Raw genomic sequence first — 15,240 nt, 5'->3', positions numbered from 1 at the left:
GCTGATATGGGGGCGCTGTTGCGCCTAGAGATAAACGGGTTCCTACGCCCGGCTGACGATTTTGCGCCAGCACATGAAGCATAGCCGGGGTTGGTAGCAGAGGTCAACATTAAGCCACCTCCCGACGCTTTACGTTTTCCTCAGCGATACTGCCCACGGCGTCACCAGCGCGCAGCCATTCCAGCACATCAGCCAAGCGATAACGGATGCGACGGCCACGGCGCACAAACTTGGGTGCTGGGCGACCAAGCAATAAGCCAGTGATACGGCTCTTGCGTGCCGTGCCCGGCTGAGCAGGTATCAGGTGGGGGAATACAGCGCGTTCGGGTAGCTCGATCAATGCAGGGTCGAAACCTGCACGATAGCGCTCTAGGGCACCCTCTAGCAGGGTGGTAGGGGGTTGCGTTCTGTCAGTCATTGCAGCGTCTCTCTGTTCCTAGTTGACGCTGACAATGGTGAGATAGCCGACAACCCTTATAGCAACACTGTTAGGGTTCAGGGTAAGTGCCCTAAGAGTGGGCCATTTACCCTTAGGGCTGGCTGAAAGCCGCATTGTTACTGGATCAATTGCCCTGAGGGTAAAAGTTGGTTTGTTGCCTTCCGCTACCGCTCGATAGGGCAAGCTACTGCCTCTATTGCTTTAGCTTTAGCCTCGGACAGTTCGGGGTGCTGACTTCTTAAGTCTCTGACAATCCCTTCAGCTTTTGGCCTTTTCTCCGGGTCTTGCCAATACTTGTGTTGGGCTTCAATGGCTTTGGCCATTAAGTGGCCGGGGTGCAATGGCACGGATGTTTCTAGCTTCTCCACTTTGGCGCGTAGCTCAGCCACCTCTTGGCGAAGGGCGGCTAGTTCATCATCATGGTTAGATGGCTGGTGCGACCGGTCAGGCGTTACAGTTTCTTGTGCATCGCCTATTGGTTTTAGCCATTCGGGTACGGGCTGGCCTGCGCCATCAAGCCATTGCCTTAAAGATTCACGGCGAAAGGTTGTATCAAAGCTAATAGATGCCCTATGCCCCAAGTCGTAACTTACCCAGTTAGCCGGGTCTTCATCATCTACGGGTAAGTGCCCAGTTCTAGCGTCAAGCACCACAGCATCCAGTATTGCTTGGGCTTGCCTTGCTCCAATCCAGTTACCATTAAGGGCTTCCTCTACTGTTCGTGGCCCGTCGTCTACTTCTGCCAAGTAAAGCGCGAATTGGTCAGCGCTAAAGCTCCTGTAAAGGCGTCGTGTATCTATCATGCCTGCGCTACTCCTAACGCACTCCAAGTAGATTGGCTGGCTAACACGGTGGAGTTATCCGCGCTTTCAGGTGATCGGCCCTAGCCAGCCAAAGCGGGCGGCATGTGCCGCGTTAATCTTCTAGCGTGAGCTGGCGAATATGAATGCCCATGGCGGTGGCCAGCTTCTTCAAGGTGGTATGGCGAGGCTTGGCGCTGGCGCTTTCCCACTGTGCTACCTGCGCTTGGGAGACGCTCAGGCGGCGCGCAAGCTCAGCCTGGGTGATATCAAGGTACTCGCGCCAGCAGCGTGTTAGCGGCACGTCATCGACTAGGTGGCGGCTTACGATCTCATGCGGCAGCGTCAGCGCGTCAACCTCTCCAGCACGCTCCACCAGGGCAGTAAACTGCTCTAATGGCAGCACGGCATAGCGGCGGCCTGCCTGCTCGCTAATTTGGTAATCAATAAGTGCGTTCATCGCGTTTTTTCACCTCCTCGATAGAGACCACTTGAAGGCCCGTTTCCACATCGAACAGCACACGATAGCGGCCTACACGTAGGCGGTATTGGTACTGGTGGCGGGTGAGGGGCTTGATGTCGTGGGTCTCTTTACACTCTGGCCAAGTGGTTAGGCTGCCCACCCGTTCAATGACCATGGCGCGGTCAGACGCATGTAGCTTCTTGGCTTGTTTGGCCGCTTTAAGCGTCCATTGCACTTGATAGGTCATAAGTTTTTATAAGTTTAGGCGTTGGTTGAGACAACGGCAAGCGTTGCGTTGGGCTCATTACTTTCGCTTGTCAGTGAGTCGCCACCCGGCACCTGCTGGGCGAACGCTTCTACGATGTCGCGCGTATGGTCAGGGCGAAGGTGGGCGTAGTGCTGAATCGTCGTCTGTATGTCGCTATGGGCCATCAGTTTGGATACCGCCAGCAAGTCAGCACCGGCCATTACCAACTGGGACGCGAAGTTATGCCGAAGGGTATAAAGCACCAGGTCGCTGGGTAATTCGGCAAACTTGCGCACTTTGGCCCATGGCTTTTGCATTGCGGTTCTGTCAAAGCGTTTACCGGTTTCCGGGTTAGGAAACACAAGCCCTGTCTTGGGCTTTCCCTGCTGTTCGTGCCAAGTATTCAAAACGGCTGTGGCCGCGCTGGAAAGCGGGAAGGTTTGTGGCTCTGGGTGATGGTGCGCAGTTTTCTCGATGGTCTTACGGATCGTCTTGAACGTTAGGTTCACGTGCTCCCAACGTAGGCCCGTAATGTCACCAGGCCGAAAGCCCGTGTAATACATGGTGAGCACCCACGGCTTCACATGATCGACGTAATCAAGGCTATCCAGATCGGGCAAGTAGGGCTTCCCATGGGCGCGGCTACTGCGTCGTTGTTCGCGCCTCTCCTCTTGGTAAGCGTCTAGGCCAGCAAACAAGGCTTTCACTTCTTCCGGCTCAAGATAGCGTCGCTGTGAGGCTTGCTCGGTCATTTCCTCATCAGTGAGAGCGGGACGCTGCAAGCTGATACGCGCCAGCGGGTTGACGGGAATTACACCGCGTTTAGCGGCGTGTGATAGTACCGAGCAAAGCGCACCAAATGAGCGTTCGAGGGTACTAAAGGCAAGCGGTTTATCGGCGCTTTCCTGCTTAGCCTGCCAACGCTCCACGTCTGCTTGTGTGAGATCGCCCATTGGTTTATCTAGCCAGTCAGCAAAACCCTTTTCTATGCGCCGCAGCGTACCAGCACCGTCTTTACGACGACCCTGGTAAGCGGCATAAGGGCCAGAGAGGTAGGCGCGTAACGTTAATTGTTCTTGGCGCTCGCTTTCGGCCTTAGCTTCTTCGATAACGGCGCGGGGATCCCCTCCTTGTGCAACGATGGCCAGCGCCTCAGCAGCATCTCTACGGGCTTGGGCAAGTGTCAAAGCACCATAAGTACCCAGCGTCATCATTCGGCGTTTGCCCGTCTTGGTGCGGTAGTAGAGGCGAAAGGTTAAGCCGCGCATGCTTGGCCGTACATGGAAGCCAGCAAGATCGGTATCCCACACATCGGCGGATGGCTGTTCTCGCGCCAGCTTTTCGACGCTCTTGGAGGTCAGCTTTATGCGGGTTTCAGTGCCTGCCATGATGCGCCTCATTTGCTAGGTGACAGATAGGTGACACTTAGAGGATATATCTAGGCACATCAAGGAACAAGGAAGAACCTAAACAACAAAAGCAAGTTATTGTATATAAAGGGTATATTTATTCATTATTGTTTATACCTGTTCCTACTCATTTACCCCATAAACGCCTTCGGGAGGCAGAGGTCGTAGGTTCGAATCCTGCTATTCCGACCAAGAACACTATTAAAAACGGCCACTTAGCTTACACAGCAAGTGGCCGTTTTTTTAATCTACACTTCCGCTAGCCTATTCTTCGAGCAGGTCAGGCGCGACGCTGATAACCTCGCTTCTATAGTCATTCAGTGCATTTTCAATGATTTCAATCCAAGCGCTTTCCGTTGCGACTTGTCGCCGCTGAAGGGTATGAACAGAGACATTTTCTTGTGCTTCGCTAGACCGAAGCTCCAAGACAGTTGCGATGCGGGTATTCAAAGTGATGGCCCAGAACCCTGGGTTGAACCATGCCCAAAACTCATCGATGTAAACATCGATTATGGGAGTATCTGCGACGACGCCAGTTGAATGAGTGAGGACATTATAACCAGACTCACGCAAGGCGAGCGTCAAGCTGCTACGCACGACTTCATCAACGGTCTGTCCATTCTCTAACAGAACGTCCCCCAACGCTTTACCGTAACCGTTCCTTTTTCGCCCAACCGCTCTTGCCTTGGTCTCATCAGAAGCTTTGCTTACCCCTCCTTTTCCAAGAGAAGGAGTACTCGGCTCTCTTGGCGCCTCCTCAAAAACCCTGCGATCTATCACCTCGCCTATTATTACTTCTTGCCCTGCACTAATATATTGACTCGTATTTTCTTCTGGCAGTGTCAGCGCTATTTCGCTGCGGCTAGTAGCACACCCTGACAGCAACGCCAGACAAAAAACCGCCACTACCCCTGAATATATGTTAAGTCTCAATGCCTTATCCCCTTTGATTAGTTTTTATCTAATAAAGTTATTTACTAGGAGTTAAAGCTTCCTCCCTGGAGGGGGCTATGTCAACTTAGACAAAACCAGCATTATTACCTAAAGCCTTGAACGATCTGCCTATTGAGACCACCTCACCGTTTCGCATCATTTGAGCCGCATTCCTTTTCCATACCCTATAATTAAGTTAAAGTAGCCGCCTTTTTTGAGCAGGCTGCTAAGTGGTGTCCTTTTCTCTATTTATCGAAGACTGGCGGGGCTGGCTTCCTGAAGAGGCAATGGCAACCGTTAAGCCAAATCGTCTTATTTCGGCCCAGTTGAGTAGCGAACTGCCTGCTATGCTGCGGCGACGGCTTGATGATACGGGCCGCGCCACTTGCGATATTCTGCGAGAACTCGACCCACAGGCTAACGCCCCCTTGGTGCATGCTTCACGGCATGGCGATACGACGCATACGCTCGCGATGCTGGAGAGCCTGCAGCGGGGCGACCCGATCTCCCCTACCCGCTTCTCAATGTCAGTGCATAACGCTATTCTGGGCGTTCACTCTATTGCGCAATCGCATCACCGTCCCTTGCAGGCGTTAGGCGCTTGTGGTGATGAGTTTGATGCGCTTCTTCACGAGTCGTATGGGTATTTACAAGCGGGCTACCCCACCGTAGTTGCCGCATTTTCAGAAAGCTGTCTTCCTGCGGCCTATCAGGGCGAAACACAGCACCCAGGCACAGCCTGTGTTATTGGCATGCGCTTAACTCTGCAACGAGGTCGCGCCATCACGGCATCTACATCAGCCCACAGCGCTTCTCCGACACCGGTCAATGTGCTGCAGTGGCTTAGTGGGGAGACCGCTTTCCTAAACGGTCGACAGCGCTGGCATCTGGAGCAGGAATGAGTATCAACCAACTGTATCGCGGCTTGGGTACGGCTATTTCCTTCACCGTCTTCGGGATCGGTGGCCTTTTCATTGGCTTGGTGATTGCGCCACTGTTGAATCTCTGCGTGCGTAATACTGAGCGGCGCCGCTACCTGGCGCGCCGCCTTATCCGCGTCTGCTTTCTCGGATTCATCAATTTGATGAAAGGCCTTGGCGTGCTTGATTACCGCGTTGACAACCCTGAGCGCCTCAAACGCCCTGGATTGCTTGTGATTGCCAATCACCCCTCGCTCATCGACGTTATTTTTTTAATCGCTTACACGTCTCATGCCAACTGCATTGTAAAGGGTCGGCTGACCCGCAATTTTATTACCCGCGGCCCTATTCGTGCTGCGGGCTATATCACCAACGATGACCCCGAGTCAGTGCTGGAGGCTGCCCGTCAGAGCCTGCAACGAGGTGACTCACTGATTCTATTTCCTGAAGGCACCCGCACTAGCCCGAAACGCCCGATCAAATTTCGTCGCGGGGGAGCAAATATCGCCCTACGCACCGGTACAGCGCTCACCCCTGTCCTGATACGCTGCACGCCGACCACACTGACAAAACACGAACCCTGGTACCACATCCCCGCTACCAGGGTTTTAATGGAGCTTAGCGTGCTTGACGACCTGCACGTTGATTCCGCTAGCCAACAACCAACCGGCCAGCTCGCTAGACAACTAACTCAATGGCTGAGCGACCACTTCAACAGAGAACTGGAACACTTCCATCATGATAGAAACCTGCAATCAGGCGCTGGAACTTGAACTCAAGCGTCTCATCATTGACGCGCTAGAGCTTGAAGATATTACGCCTGCCGATATTGACCCAAGCGCTCCCCTGTTTGGCGAAGGGCTAGGACTTGACTCTATCGATGCGCTTGAACTCGGGCTGGCACTGCAAAAGCAGTACGGTATCAAGCTTGATTCCGAGGCCGATGAGACGCGTCGCCATTTCGAAAGCCTCGCGGCGCTGCAAGCACTCGTGGAGGCCCGCCGTGTCAATTGAAACCGCTGATCACCAGCGCGAAGAAATACTCGCCCATATTCGCAAGACACTGGTTGATCTGTTTGACCTCAATGCCAGCGAAATAGAGCCCGACGCCCGCCTCTATGAGGACCTGGATATCGATAGCATCGACGCGGTGGACCTTGTCGTCGAGCTAAAGCAATTCACTGGACGACGCATCAAGCCTGAGGATTTCAAATCAGTGCGCACGATCAGCGATGTTGTCACTGCCGTCGAACACTTGATGCAGCAGTAACCATGTCCAAATACGCAAGCATGGCGTGCGCGTTGATGTGGCCACTACTGGTACTGCTTTTGCATGATGACGTTGGCAGCTGGCCGTTACTGGTCATCGGTGCGGCACTACTCGCCTGGAGAATGCCTCAAGCGCGCTATCTGGCAGCCGCTGCGGCGGTTCTGCTGGTCGCCCTGGGCGGGCTGGGGCACGCGGAACTCGGCATGCGCGCATACCCCGTGGCCGTAAACGCGGTCATGCTGGCTATTTTTCTCTCTAGCCTGTGGCGAGGAGTGCCGGTCATCGAACGTTTGGCGCGCCTGCGCGAGCCCGAGCTGCCCGCCGCCGGCATACGCTATACCCGAAATGTCACTTGGGCATGGTGTGGCTTTTTCATACTCAACGGTGCCATCGCAAGCTGGACAGCGCTGTACGCAAGCTTGGCAACATGGACACTGTACAACGGTGCCATCAGCTATGGCCTAATCGCCGTCATGTTTACCGGTGAATGGTTAATACGTCATCAGCTGCGGAGCCGCCTGACATGACCTTTATCTCGCTTACTCAGTTACCCTGGCGTAGATCCGCTCCCCGTCATGAGTCACTTCCCAGCCACTGGGTGTGTGGCGCTTCGCTTACGGCGCATATTGATGCATGGCACCACTGGCTGGCGGACAAACCCGCCGGCCGTTGGCTGCTGTGCCAGCAGCAACCGCTAGCGTTCTGCGCCGCACTGATCGCCTTATGGGAAAGCGGCCGGGTCGCCGTGCTACCCGCCGATGATCGCCCCGAAACGCTCTCCCGGCTGGCAAGCGAAGTCGATGGCACCCTGCCCGATATGCCTGAGCCGCGGCTCCCGCAGGGCGCTGAAACATGCCCACGCGTTGCGCCTCTTGATCCGAGCGCTACCGCCGTTGTGCTATCCACCTCAGGCTCCACCGGCAACCCCGTTCAGTTAGCCAAGCGGTTTGATCAGTTGGAGGCAGAGTTATCAGCCCACGCCAGGCTTTGGCCACTGGTAGACAGCGGGGTTATTTCCCAGGTCAGCCACCAGCATATTTACGGGCTGTTCACCGGCATACTGCACCCCTTATGTGCGGGCGCGCCGTTCTGCGGTGGTGAAAGCCGTTATCCCGAAGCGCTAATGGCCCGTTTGCAGGAAGCCGATACAGCAGGCCTGCACCCGGTCGTGGTCAGCTCCCCTGCGCAGCTGTCGCGCTTGCCTGAACACCTGCCCTGGCACGCCGCTACGCCGCCTGCCCGCGTGTTCTCATCGGGTGCACCCTTGGCGCTGGCACATGCTCAGCTTGCTGAACGCCTGTTACAGGCGCCGGTCATCGAGATTTATGGCAGTACCGAAACGGGCGGCATTGCCCAGCGTCGCCAAACACGCCGTTCCAGCTGGCAGCCGCTGCCCGGCGTGGAGTTATCGTTTCAAAACGGTAGCCTGAGTTTGCGGTCGCCGTTTCTGGAGACGCCTCAACAGTGGTGGCATCAGCCTGACCAGGCGGCGCCGGCAGATGACGGCTTCACGCTGCTGGGCCGAGCGGATCGCCTGGTCAAGATTGGCGGCAAGCGCATCTCGCTCGACCATGTCGAGCGCATTCTTACGGCAGTGGAAGCGGTCAGCGAGGTACGCTGTGTCGACCTTGACCGCGCCGACAGCCGCTTGGGCGCCGTGATCGTGCTGGACAAACCATCGATTCCGCACCAGCGTGATGCTCGGCAGCATTTGATCCAGCGTATGCGCGAAAACCTTTCCGACCACCTGGAGCCTATTGCCGTGCCCCGCTATTGGCGCTTTGTTGAAACGCTGCCAAGCAATGCCCAGGGAAAGCTGGACCGCACACTGATCAACCGCCTGTTTGCCGACCTGGACGACCCGAAAGTGCCGCGCTGGCTGGGAGAGCACCCTCTTGATGCCAATAGTCGCCTGCTCACCTTGGAAGTTCCGGAGCGGCTGGTGTTTCTGGAAGGCCACTTTGATCAATACCCGCTGGTTCCGGGCGTGGTGATGGTGCAGTGGGCCATCCATTATGCCCACGATATCTTTGGCCACAGAGGCCTGTTTCTGGGTATCGAGCGCTTGAAGTTTACGCGCGCACTACTGCCTGGCACTCGTTTCACCCTACAGCTGACCCGCCGCGAGGATGGCATCGCGTTTAGCATTGACTCCCAGGAAGGGCGCCACTGCACCGGGCAGGTTCGCCTGCAAACGCCCAAGGGAGATCAGCATGGCTGAGCCAAGGCCCTGTATCCTTATCCCTGTGTATAACCATCCAGCGACAATCACCCCGCTATGCGAGGAACTAACAGCGCTGGAGATACCGCTGCTGCTGGTCGATGACGGCAGTGATCAACAGTGTGCCGCCGTTTTGGATCGCTTGGCTGAACAGGGCCATCACCTGCTGCGCCTTGAGACTAACCAGGGTAAGGGGGCGGCTGTACGTGCCGGATTACGCTACGCCGAGCAGTTGGGGTTCAGCCATGCACTTCAGGTCGATGCCGACGGCCAGCACGGGGTCGATGATCTGCCCGCGTTTCTCGCCACGCTAACGGTAGCCCAGCACACGCTGGTAGTGGGTTATCCTCGATATGACGCTAGCGTGCCCCGAGTGCGCTTCTATGGCCGCTACGCCACCCATATCTGGGTGTGGATAAATACCTTATCGCTGGATATTCGCGACTCGATGTGTGGTGTCAGGCTCTACCCGGTGGCACCGCTCAACCGAATGCTGGCCCGCCACCCCTGTGGCAATCGCATGACCTTCGATACCGAAGTGCTGGTGCGCTGGCACTGGGAACAAGGCGCCATGATGCACCGGCCGGTACGCGTGCACTACCCCCGCGACGGTATCAGCCATTTTGCCGTATGGCGTGATAACCGGCAGATATCGCTGATGCATACGCGCCTGTTTTTCGGCATGTTGTGGCGCCTGCCACGCTTGCTCGCCCGGCGCTTTCAGCCACACCGCGAGGCGAGCCCATGAACTACCACTGGGCGCGGATCGGCGAACGCGGCACGCTGCTGGGGATGACCCTGATGGTGGCTATACAGCGGCGCCTGGGCCGCTGGCCTTTTCGGCTGGCACTATGGCCAGTCATGCTCTGGTATTTTCTCGTCCACACCACGGCGCGACGTGCTTCCCAGGCTTTTCTGCAACGCCTTTACCCCATGCTCAAGCAGCAGCCTGTCGCCCGTTGGTGGCACAGCTATCGCCACTTTCTGGCCTTTGGCGAAACGCTGATGGACAAGGTCGAAGCGTGGAGCGGCCATATTGCCGACGAACGCCTGGTGGGTAGCGGGGTCGAGCGCTTCACTCAAGCGATCGCTGGCGGTCAAGGCGGATTGATCCTTGTCGCCCACCACGGCAATCTTGACGTAGTGAATGCGCTGACCGAACGCCATACCAACCTCGACCTGACGGTGATGATGCACACCCGCAATGCACGCAAGTTCAATGCTCTGCTTGAACGCGTCACGGGCAAGCCGCGCCCACAGATTCTCGAAGTCAGCGAAGTCACCCCAGCCACTGCCCAGACGCTGGCCGAGCGTATTAACGCCGGTGGCTATGTGGTCATCGCCGCCGACCGCCTTCCCCTGTCAGGAGAGCGAACCCAGTCGTTTGATTTTCTCGGCGACCAGGCAAGCTTCCCGGAAGGCCCTTTCTGCTTGGCCACCTTGCTGCGTTGCCCCCTCTATACGCTGGCCTGCGTGCGCGATGATGACCACTTCAGAATCGACTTTGAGCTTCTTGGCGACACCCGGGACCTGCCTCGTCGTCAGCGTGAAACGTGGATTACCGATACCATGCAGGCGCATGCCGACCACTTGGCCGAACGCGTTCGGCGGCACCCGCTGCAATGGTTCAATTTTTATCCCTTCTGGATAAATGATACTGGATACCTTCATGACGATACTGCGTGACCCGACGGCGGGGCCTCTTACTAGCGCGCCGCTCATTCTGGATGGATCGATGGTCAGCCTTGAAGACGTGCTGGCCGTTGCCGAAGGTCGCCGTCGCGTCATTCTGTCGACGGCACCCGATTTTCGTAAACGTATTGCCAAAGGCAATGCCTTTCTTGAGCGCCTGCTTGAGGAAGAGGGCGTCGTCTACGGCGTTACCACCGGTTACGGCGACTCCTGCACCCGCGAAGTCTCCGCCTCCGACCTGGAGCAACTGCCCCGCCAGCTGTACACCTTTCATGGCTGCGGGCTGGGCGAGGCGCTAACGGTTGAGGCCGCGCGGGCGGTGATCATGGTACGCCTTGTCTCGCTTTGTCGTGGCGTATCCGGCGTCAGCGTCGAGCTGCTTGAGCGCTTGGCATGGTTGCTTGAACATAACGTGATACCGGTGATTCCTGAAGAAGGCTCTGTCGGGGCCAGCGGGGATCTCACGCCGCTATCTTACCTGGCCGCCGTCTTGTGCGGTGAGCGGGACGTATTTCATAACGGCCAGCGGCGGCCTACGGCGGAGGTGTTTACCGAGCATGGGCTTACCCCCTATCGCCTGAAGCCCAAGGAAGGCCTGGCGCTGATGAACGGCACCGCGGTGATGACAGCGCTGAGCGTGTTCGCCTTCGCCCGCACCACTTATCTGGCGCGCCTGACCACCCGCATCACGGCGCTCTCCGTGCATGCGTTGAACGGCAACCCCTACCACTTTGATGCCGAGCTTTTCGCCGCCAAACCGCATCCGGGGCAGAACAAAGTCGCCGAACGCCTGCGCGAGGATCTCCACGCGCCCGACACGCCGCGCAACTCATCGCGCCTTCAGGATCGCTACTCGACGCGCTGCGCCCCGCACGTGATCGGCGTAGTGGAAGATGCCCTGCCCTGGTGGCGCCAGTTTCTCGAAAACGAACTCAACAGTGCCAACGACAATCCATTGATCGACGCCGAACAAGGCAAGGTCATGCACGGCGGCCACTTTTACGGCGGCCATGTCGCCTTCGCCATGGATAGCCTCAAGCAGGCCTGCGCCAACCTCGCGGATCTGCTCGACCGCCAACTGGCGCTGCTGGTGGATGCTCGTTTTAATCATGGTTTGCCCAGCAACTTAAGCGGTGCCGCCCCCGAGCGAGCCAGCCTTAACCATGGCTACAAGGCCGTGCAGATCGGTGCGTCCGCATGGACCGCCGAGGCGCTGAAGCTGACCATGCCCGCCAGCGTTTTCTCGCGCTCCACCGAATGCCACAATCAGGACAAGGTCAGCATGGGCACGATTGCCGCCCGCGATGCGCTGCGTGTGCTCACCCTGGTAGAACAGGTCGCGGCCGCCACGCTGCATGCGGCCTGTCAGGGTGTTGAGCTACGCAGCCAGATAGGCGATGCGCCACCGCTGCCCGACCGCCTGGCTGAATTTCTGACCGACTGCCGCCAGATCTTTCCGGCACTTGGCGAAGACCGCGCCCTGGAACACGAACTCCGCACTCTGTGTGACGTGATTCGCCAACGCCACTGGAGCCTATATGACGCTTGATGATGGCAAACTGCCCCGCTACGAGACCGAACTGACGATACCGTTTCACGATATCGACATGATGCAGGTGGCCTGGCACGGCCACTATGTGCGCTACCTGGAAATTGCCCGCTGCACGCTGCTCGATGCGCTCGATTACAACTATCCCCAAATGCAGGCCTCAGGATTTGCCTGGCCGGTGATCGATTTACGCCTGCGCTACGCGGCGCCAGCGCTATTCGCCCAGCGAATCGCAATCGAAGCGCGCCTGAGCGAGTGGGAGAACCGCCTCAAGATCGACTACACCATTCGCGATGCACACACCCGCAAACGCCTGACGCGTGCCTGGAGCGTACAAGTGGCCGTCGGAATTGAAGACCGCGAAATGCGCCTGGAATCGCCCCCCGTTCTGCGGGAACGTCTGCTCGCCTGGCAGGAGGCCAATCAATGATGCGCGCTATTCACCAAGCGGCTTTTTTTGTCTTTACCCTTCTAGCCATCAGCGCCAGCGCTGCCGCCTGGGCGGCTCCCGACGCTGACGACCTCGCCGCACGCTTGGCCGACAATGCGCCGCAGTGCGGGCGATTCGAGCAGACACGCTGGCTAGCCGATCTCGACAGTCAGTTGGAAAGCCGTGGAACCTTTGAACATCAAGACGCAGGGCTTGTCTGGCAAACGACCTCCCCCATTAATGACCGCGTGGTGATGAGCGCGGACAACGATGAGCTACCGATGGGTTTTCAGGCGGTCGCACCGGTGCTTGGTGGCCTGCTTTCAGGTGACTGGCAGGCGTTAGAGGGATACTTCGCCATCGAACTCAGCGGCACCCAGGAAGAGTGGCAGGCCAAGCTGACGCCCAGTGAAGCGAACATCGCCCAACGGCTTGACCAGTTACTGGTTCACGGCAACCAGCAGGTAGAGCGTGTCGAGATCATGTTCACCAATGATGACCGCCTTGAGCTTACCTTGAGCGGTGCGGCTTGCGAGCGTCTTGAAGACGATAAGCATACATCGTGAGTGCAGCAACGCGTCCCGGCCGCCTGGAGCGTCTGGCAGCTATCGGCTGGGCGGGGCTGCTGCTGGGCTGCGCCTTGCTCTTGGCGAGCCTGCTGAGCAGGGGCGCAGCACTGGATACGCGCATTACCACGCTGTTGCCGGACACCCGGCAAGGAGCGCTGCTCGAACACGCCGAACAGCGCCTAACGCAGGCCTTCGAGGACCGCTTCGTGCTGCTGTTGCGGGACGAATCGCCGACTCAGCTGGTTGCGGATCTCAAGACCCGTCTTAAACAATCGGCTAGCGTCACAGCCTTCGACGATGACCTTCTGCACACCCCCGACAGCGACTTATCAGCGTACCGTTATCGGCTGCTATCGCCCTCGTTGGCCGCTGCCGATAACGACGCTTGGGTGCAACGAGGCCTGCGCCAGCTGTTCACGCCGGGAAGTAGCGCTGACCCACGCCAGGACCCCTTTGGCCTGCTGGATGCCTGGCAGGACCAACGCCTGGCGGGCCCCATTCGCCTGATCGACGGCCTGCCTGCCGTCAGGGATGAGAGCGGTAACTGGTTCATCGTAAGCGGTCAACTCACGGCCAGCCCCTATGATATGGCCATGCAGCAACGCCTTGTCACAGCGCTGGCGGAGTTTAGCGATGCTCATCCAGAAGCCGAGCTGTTGCGAAGCGGGCTGGTGTTTCACGCCGCCGCCGGTGCCGAGCAGGCCAAGCGCGAAACCTTGACCATCGGCATTGGCTCGCTGCTGGGTATCGCCTTGCTGCTCTGGATCACCTTTCAGCGCGGTTCGATACTGGCCAGCCTGTTGCTGCCGGTGGCGTGCGGCATTCTGTTTGCACTGCCCTTGACCTGGCTACTTTTTGGTACGCTCAACCTGCTGACGCTGGCCTTTGGCGCTAGCTTGATCGGCATTGCGATAGATTACGCCCTGCACTTTCAATGTGCTCGCCAGTTGGCGCCCGAACAGCCGCTGGCCAGGCTTTGGCCGGGGCTATTACTCGGCCTGATATCCAGCCTGGTCGCCTATCTTGTCCAGCTTGCCACGCCGCTGCCGGGGCTGCGCCAGATGGCCACGTTCGTGGCACTGGGGCTAATTGGCGCCTGGCTAACGGTGCGGCTTTGGCTGCCGTGGTTCACCCCACGCCCTCATGCCGCCACCACGCGTATTGCCACTCAGTTGAACCGTCTACGTTTACCGCCTCACGCGCCCAGGTATTGGGGGCTACTCGCTCTACTTGGGGTTCTCGCAGTCGTCATGATCGCCACGCGGCTGTCCGCTGACGATGATCTTCGCCAGCTCAATCCTTCACCGGCCGAGCTGATTAGCGAGCAGCAACGCGTACAGATACTGCTGGATAGCCCGACCGCCAGCCGCTACCTGCTTGTCACCGCCGAGCAGGAAGACGAACTATTGGAGCGCCTTGAAGCCCTGGACGCGGACCTTGCCGATTTAGAGGCGCAAGGGCACTTGACCCACTACCGCCACTTGGCCCAAGCAGTGCCCTCTCCAGCGACACAAGACGCCAACCTTGAGCGCGTACGTCAGGCCTACCGTAACGCCCTGCCCGAGCTGATCGCCCAAGCAGGCCTTCCCTCAACGTTGCAGGAAGCCGCGCAGCGCTCGCTTGAAAGCGTGCCGCTGCTGACGATCACGGCGTGGCTCAACACCCCGGCGGGTCAAGCCGATGCCATGCTCTGGCTAGGCGCAACCGCCGATGCCGAGCGTACAGACATGGCGGCGCTAATAACGCTAGGCGATGCCGACAGTACTGCTCAGCAAGCATTTACTCACCTGGCTGCACCGCAATACGTGCTCTACCAGGACCGCGTGGCAACGTTATCCAGCCACCTGTCGCAGCTCCGCGACCAGATCGCCCTGTGCCTGGCCATCGCCGTAGCGGGGCTTGCGGTGATATTTGGCGTTCGCTATCGCAGGCGGGCCTGGCGCGTATTATTGCCCCCGCTGGGCGCACTGCTGTCAACCATCGCGCTGTTGAGCGCCTTTAATATCGGATTGACGCTTTTCCACCTGCTGGGATTGCTGCTGGTACTGGGTATCGGTCTCGACGCGGGTATCTTCAGCACCGAACACCCCAACAGCCCAGCTGCCTGGCTGGCCATTAGCCTGTCGTGTGCCTCAAGCCTGTTGGCCTTTGGCCTACTGGCGTTCAGTGCCACCCCGGCGCTTCACTACCTGGGGCTCACTTGCCTCATTGGCCTTGCATCAGCTTGGGCACTTGTGCCGTTTGCCAGGGCGGGCACCAGGCCTTTATCTTCTCGACAGGACACTCCCTGATGGCTAT

At 58.1% G+C, this 15,240-nt stretch carries 18 protein-coding genes; 12 read left to right on the top strand and 6 right to left on the bottom strand.

All coding sequences use genetic code 11. From position 1 onward, the window contains the following. Window positions 1-109 precede the first annotated feature (109 nt). The 6 genes from ACT3T7_RS06155 to ACT3T7_RS06130 form a co-directional block, all read right to left on the bottom strand. Window positions 110-418 carry a hypothetical protein gene (locus tag ACT3T7_RS06155; RefSeq protein ID WP_444630377.1) on the bottom strand — a complete coding sequence of 103 codons (309 nt, stop codon included), beginning with the start codon at window positions 416-418 and terminating at the stop codon, window positions 110-112. A 185-nt stretch (window positions 419-603) separates the two neighbouring features. Further along, a complete protein-coding gene (locus ACT3T7_RS06150) occupies window positions 604-1,242 on the bottom strand; it encodes a hypothetical protein (protein WP_444630376.1) in 639 nt (212 codons plus the stop codon). 112 nt (window positions 1,243-1,354) lie between these two features. Beyond that, window positions 1,355-1,699 (bottom strand): helix-turn-helix domain-containing protein, encoded by a 345-nt coding sequence (locus ACT3T7_RS06145; RefSeq protein ID WP_058578205.1) that lies wholly within the window; start codon window positions 1,697-1,699, stop codon window positions 1,355-1,357. Continuing rightward, window positions 1,683-1,949 carry a type II toxin-antitoxin system RelE family toxin gene (locus ACT3T7_RS06140; RefSeq protein WP_058578206.1) on the bottom strand — a complete coding sequence of 89 codons (267 nt, stop codon included), beginning with the start codon at window positions 1,947-1,949 and terminating at the stop codon, window positions 1,683-1,685. Before ACT3T7_RS06140 ends, ACT3T7_RS06145 begins: the two co-directional genes overlap by 17 nt. A gap of 14 nt (window positions 1,950-1,963) precedes the next feature. Then, window positions 1,964-3,337, bottom strand: a complete 1,374-nt coding sequence (locus ACT3T7_RS06135; protein WP_444630375.1) for a tyrosine-type recombinase/integrase — start codon at window positions 3,335-3,337, stop codon at window positions 1,964-1,966. 285 nt (window positions 3,338-3,622) lie between these two features. Next, window positions 3,623-4,291, bottom strand: a complete 669-nt coding sequence (locus tag ACT3T7_RS06130) for a hypothetical protein (RefSeq protein ID WP_444630374.1) — start codon at window positions 4,289-4,291, stop codon at window positions 3,623-3,625. A 233-nt stretch (window positions 4,292-4,524) separates the two neighbouring features. Between ACT3T7_RS06130 and ACT3T7_RS06125 the strand changes: the two genes are divergently transcribed. Genes ACT3T7_RS06125 through ACT3T7_RS06070 form a run of 12 tightly spaced genes read left to right on the top strand, consistent with a single transcriptional unit; the run spans window position 4,525 to window position 15,233 of the window. Beyond that, window positions 4,525-5,193, top strand: a complete 669-nt coding sequence (locus ACT3T7_RS06125) for a beta-ketoacyl synthase chain length factor (protein WP_444627955.1) — start codon at window positions 4,525-4,527, stop codon at window positions 5,191-5,193. Then, on the top strand, window positions 5,190-5,984 hold the full coding sequence (locus ACT3T7_RS06120) for a lysophospholipid acyltransferase family protein (RefSeq protein ID WP_193056544.1): 795 nt from the start codon (window positions 5,190-5,192) through the stop codon (window positions 5,982-5,984). The genes ACT3T7_RS06125 and ACT3T7_RS06120 overlap by 4 nt, the downstream gene beginning before the upstream one ends. Beyond that, entirely contained in the window at window positions 5,950-6,225 is a 276-nt protein-coding gene (locus ACT3T7_RS06115; RefSeq protein ID WP_172117640.1) for a phosphopantetheine-binding protein, read from the top strand. Before ACT3T7_RS06120 ends, ACT3T7_RS06115 begins: the two co-directional genes overlap by 35 nt. Further along, window positions 6,215-6,481, top strand: coding sequence for an acyl carrier protein (locus tag ACT3T7_RS06110; protein WP_319022683.1), 267 nt, complete (start codon window positions 6,215-6,217; stop codon window positions 6,479-6,481). The genes ACT3T7_RS06115 and ACT3T7_RS06110 overlap by 11 nt, the downstream gene beginning before the upstream one ends. Window positions 6,482-6,483: 2 nt before the next feature. Next, window positions 6,484-7,008 (top strand): hypothetical protein, encoded by a 525-nt coding sequence (locus ACT3T7_RS06105; RefSeq protein ID WP_226930563.1) that lies wholly within the window; start codon window positions 6,484-6,486, stop codon window positions 7,006-7,008. Further along, a complete protein-coding gene (locus ACT3T7_RS06100; protein WP_444630373.1) occupies window positions 7,005-8,702 on the top strand; it encodes an AMP-binding protein in 1,698 nt (565 codons plus the stop codon). Before ACT3T7_RS06105 ends, ACT3T7_RS06100 begins: the two co-directional genes overlap by 4 nt. Continuing rightward, a complete protein-coding gene (locus tag ACT3T7_RS06095) occupies window positions 8,695-9,450 on the top strand; it encodes a glycosyltransferase family 2 protein (RefSeq protein ID WP_193084790.1) in 756 nt (251 codons plus the stop codon). Before ACT3T7_RS06100 ends, ACT3T7_RS06095 begins: the two co-directional genes overlap by 8 nt. Next, entirely contained in the window at window positions 9,447-10,388 is a 942-nt protein-coding gene (locus tag ACT3T7_RS06090; protein WP_444630372.1) for an LpxL/LpxP family acyltransferase, read from the top strand. Before ACT3T7_RS06095 ends, ACT3T7_RS06090 begins: the two co-directional genes overlap by 4 nt. After that, window positions 10,372-11,943, top strand: coding sequence for an HAL/PAL/TAL family ammonia-lyase (locus ACT3T7_RS06085; RefSeq protein ID WP_444630371.1), 1,572 nt, complete (start codon window positions 10,372-10,374; stop codon window positions 11,941-11,943). Before ACT3T7_RS06090 ends, ACT3T7_RS06085 begins: the two co-directional genes overlap by 17 nt. After that, the gene (locus ACT3T7_RS06080) at window positions 11,933-12,373 is read left to right on the top strand and encodes an acyl-CoA thioesterase (RefSeq protein WP_193084792.1); all 441 of its coding nucleotides are present in this window, start codon (window positions 11,933-11,935) and stop codon (window positions 12,371-12,373) included. Before ACT3T7_RS06085 ends, ACT3T7_RS06080 begins: the two co-directional genes overlap by 11 nt. Then, entirely contained in the window at window positions 12,370-12,939 is a 570-nt protein-coding gene (locus ACT3T7_RS06075; protein WP_444630370.1) for a LolA-related protein, read from the top strand. Before ACT3T7_RS06080 ends, ACT3T7_RS06075 begins: the two co-directional genes overlap by 4 nt. Next, window positions 12,936-15,233, top strand: coding sequence for an MMPL family transporter (locus tag ACT3T7_RS06070; RefSeq protein ID WP_444630369.1), 2,298 nt, complete (start codon window positions 12,936-12,938; stop codon window positions 15,231-15,233). The genes ACT3T7_RS06075 and ACT3T7_RS06070 overlap by 4 nt, the downstream gene beginning before the upstream one ends. Window positions 15,234-15,240 lie beyond the last annotated feature (7 nt).

This window comes from Halomonas sp. 111, from assembly GCF_052379685.1.
GTDB classification, from domain to species: Bacteria; Pseudomonadota; Gammaproteobacteria; order Pseudomonadales; family Halomonadaceae; genus Vreelandella; species Vreelandella citrativorans.
This window is presented reverse-complemented; position numbering and strand designations above follow the sequence as displayed.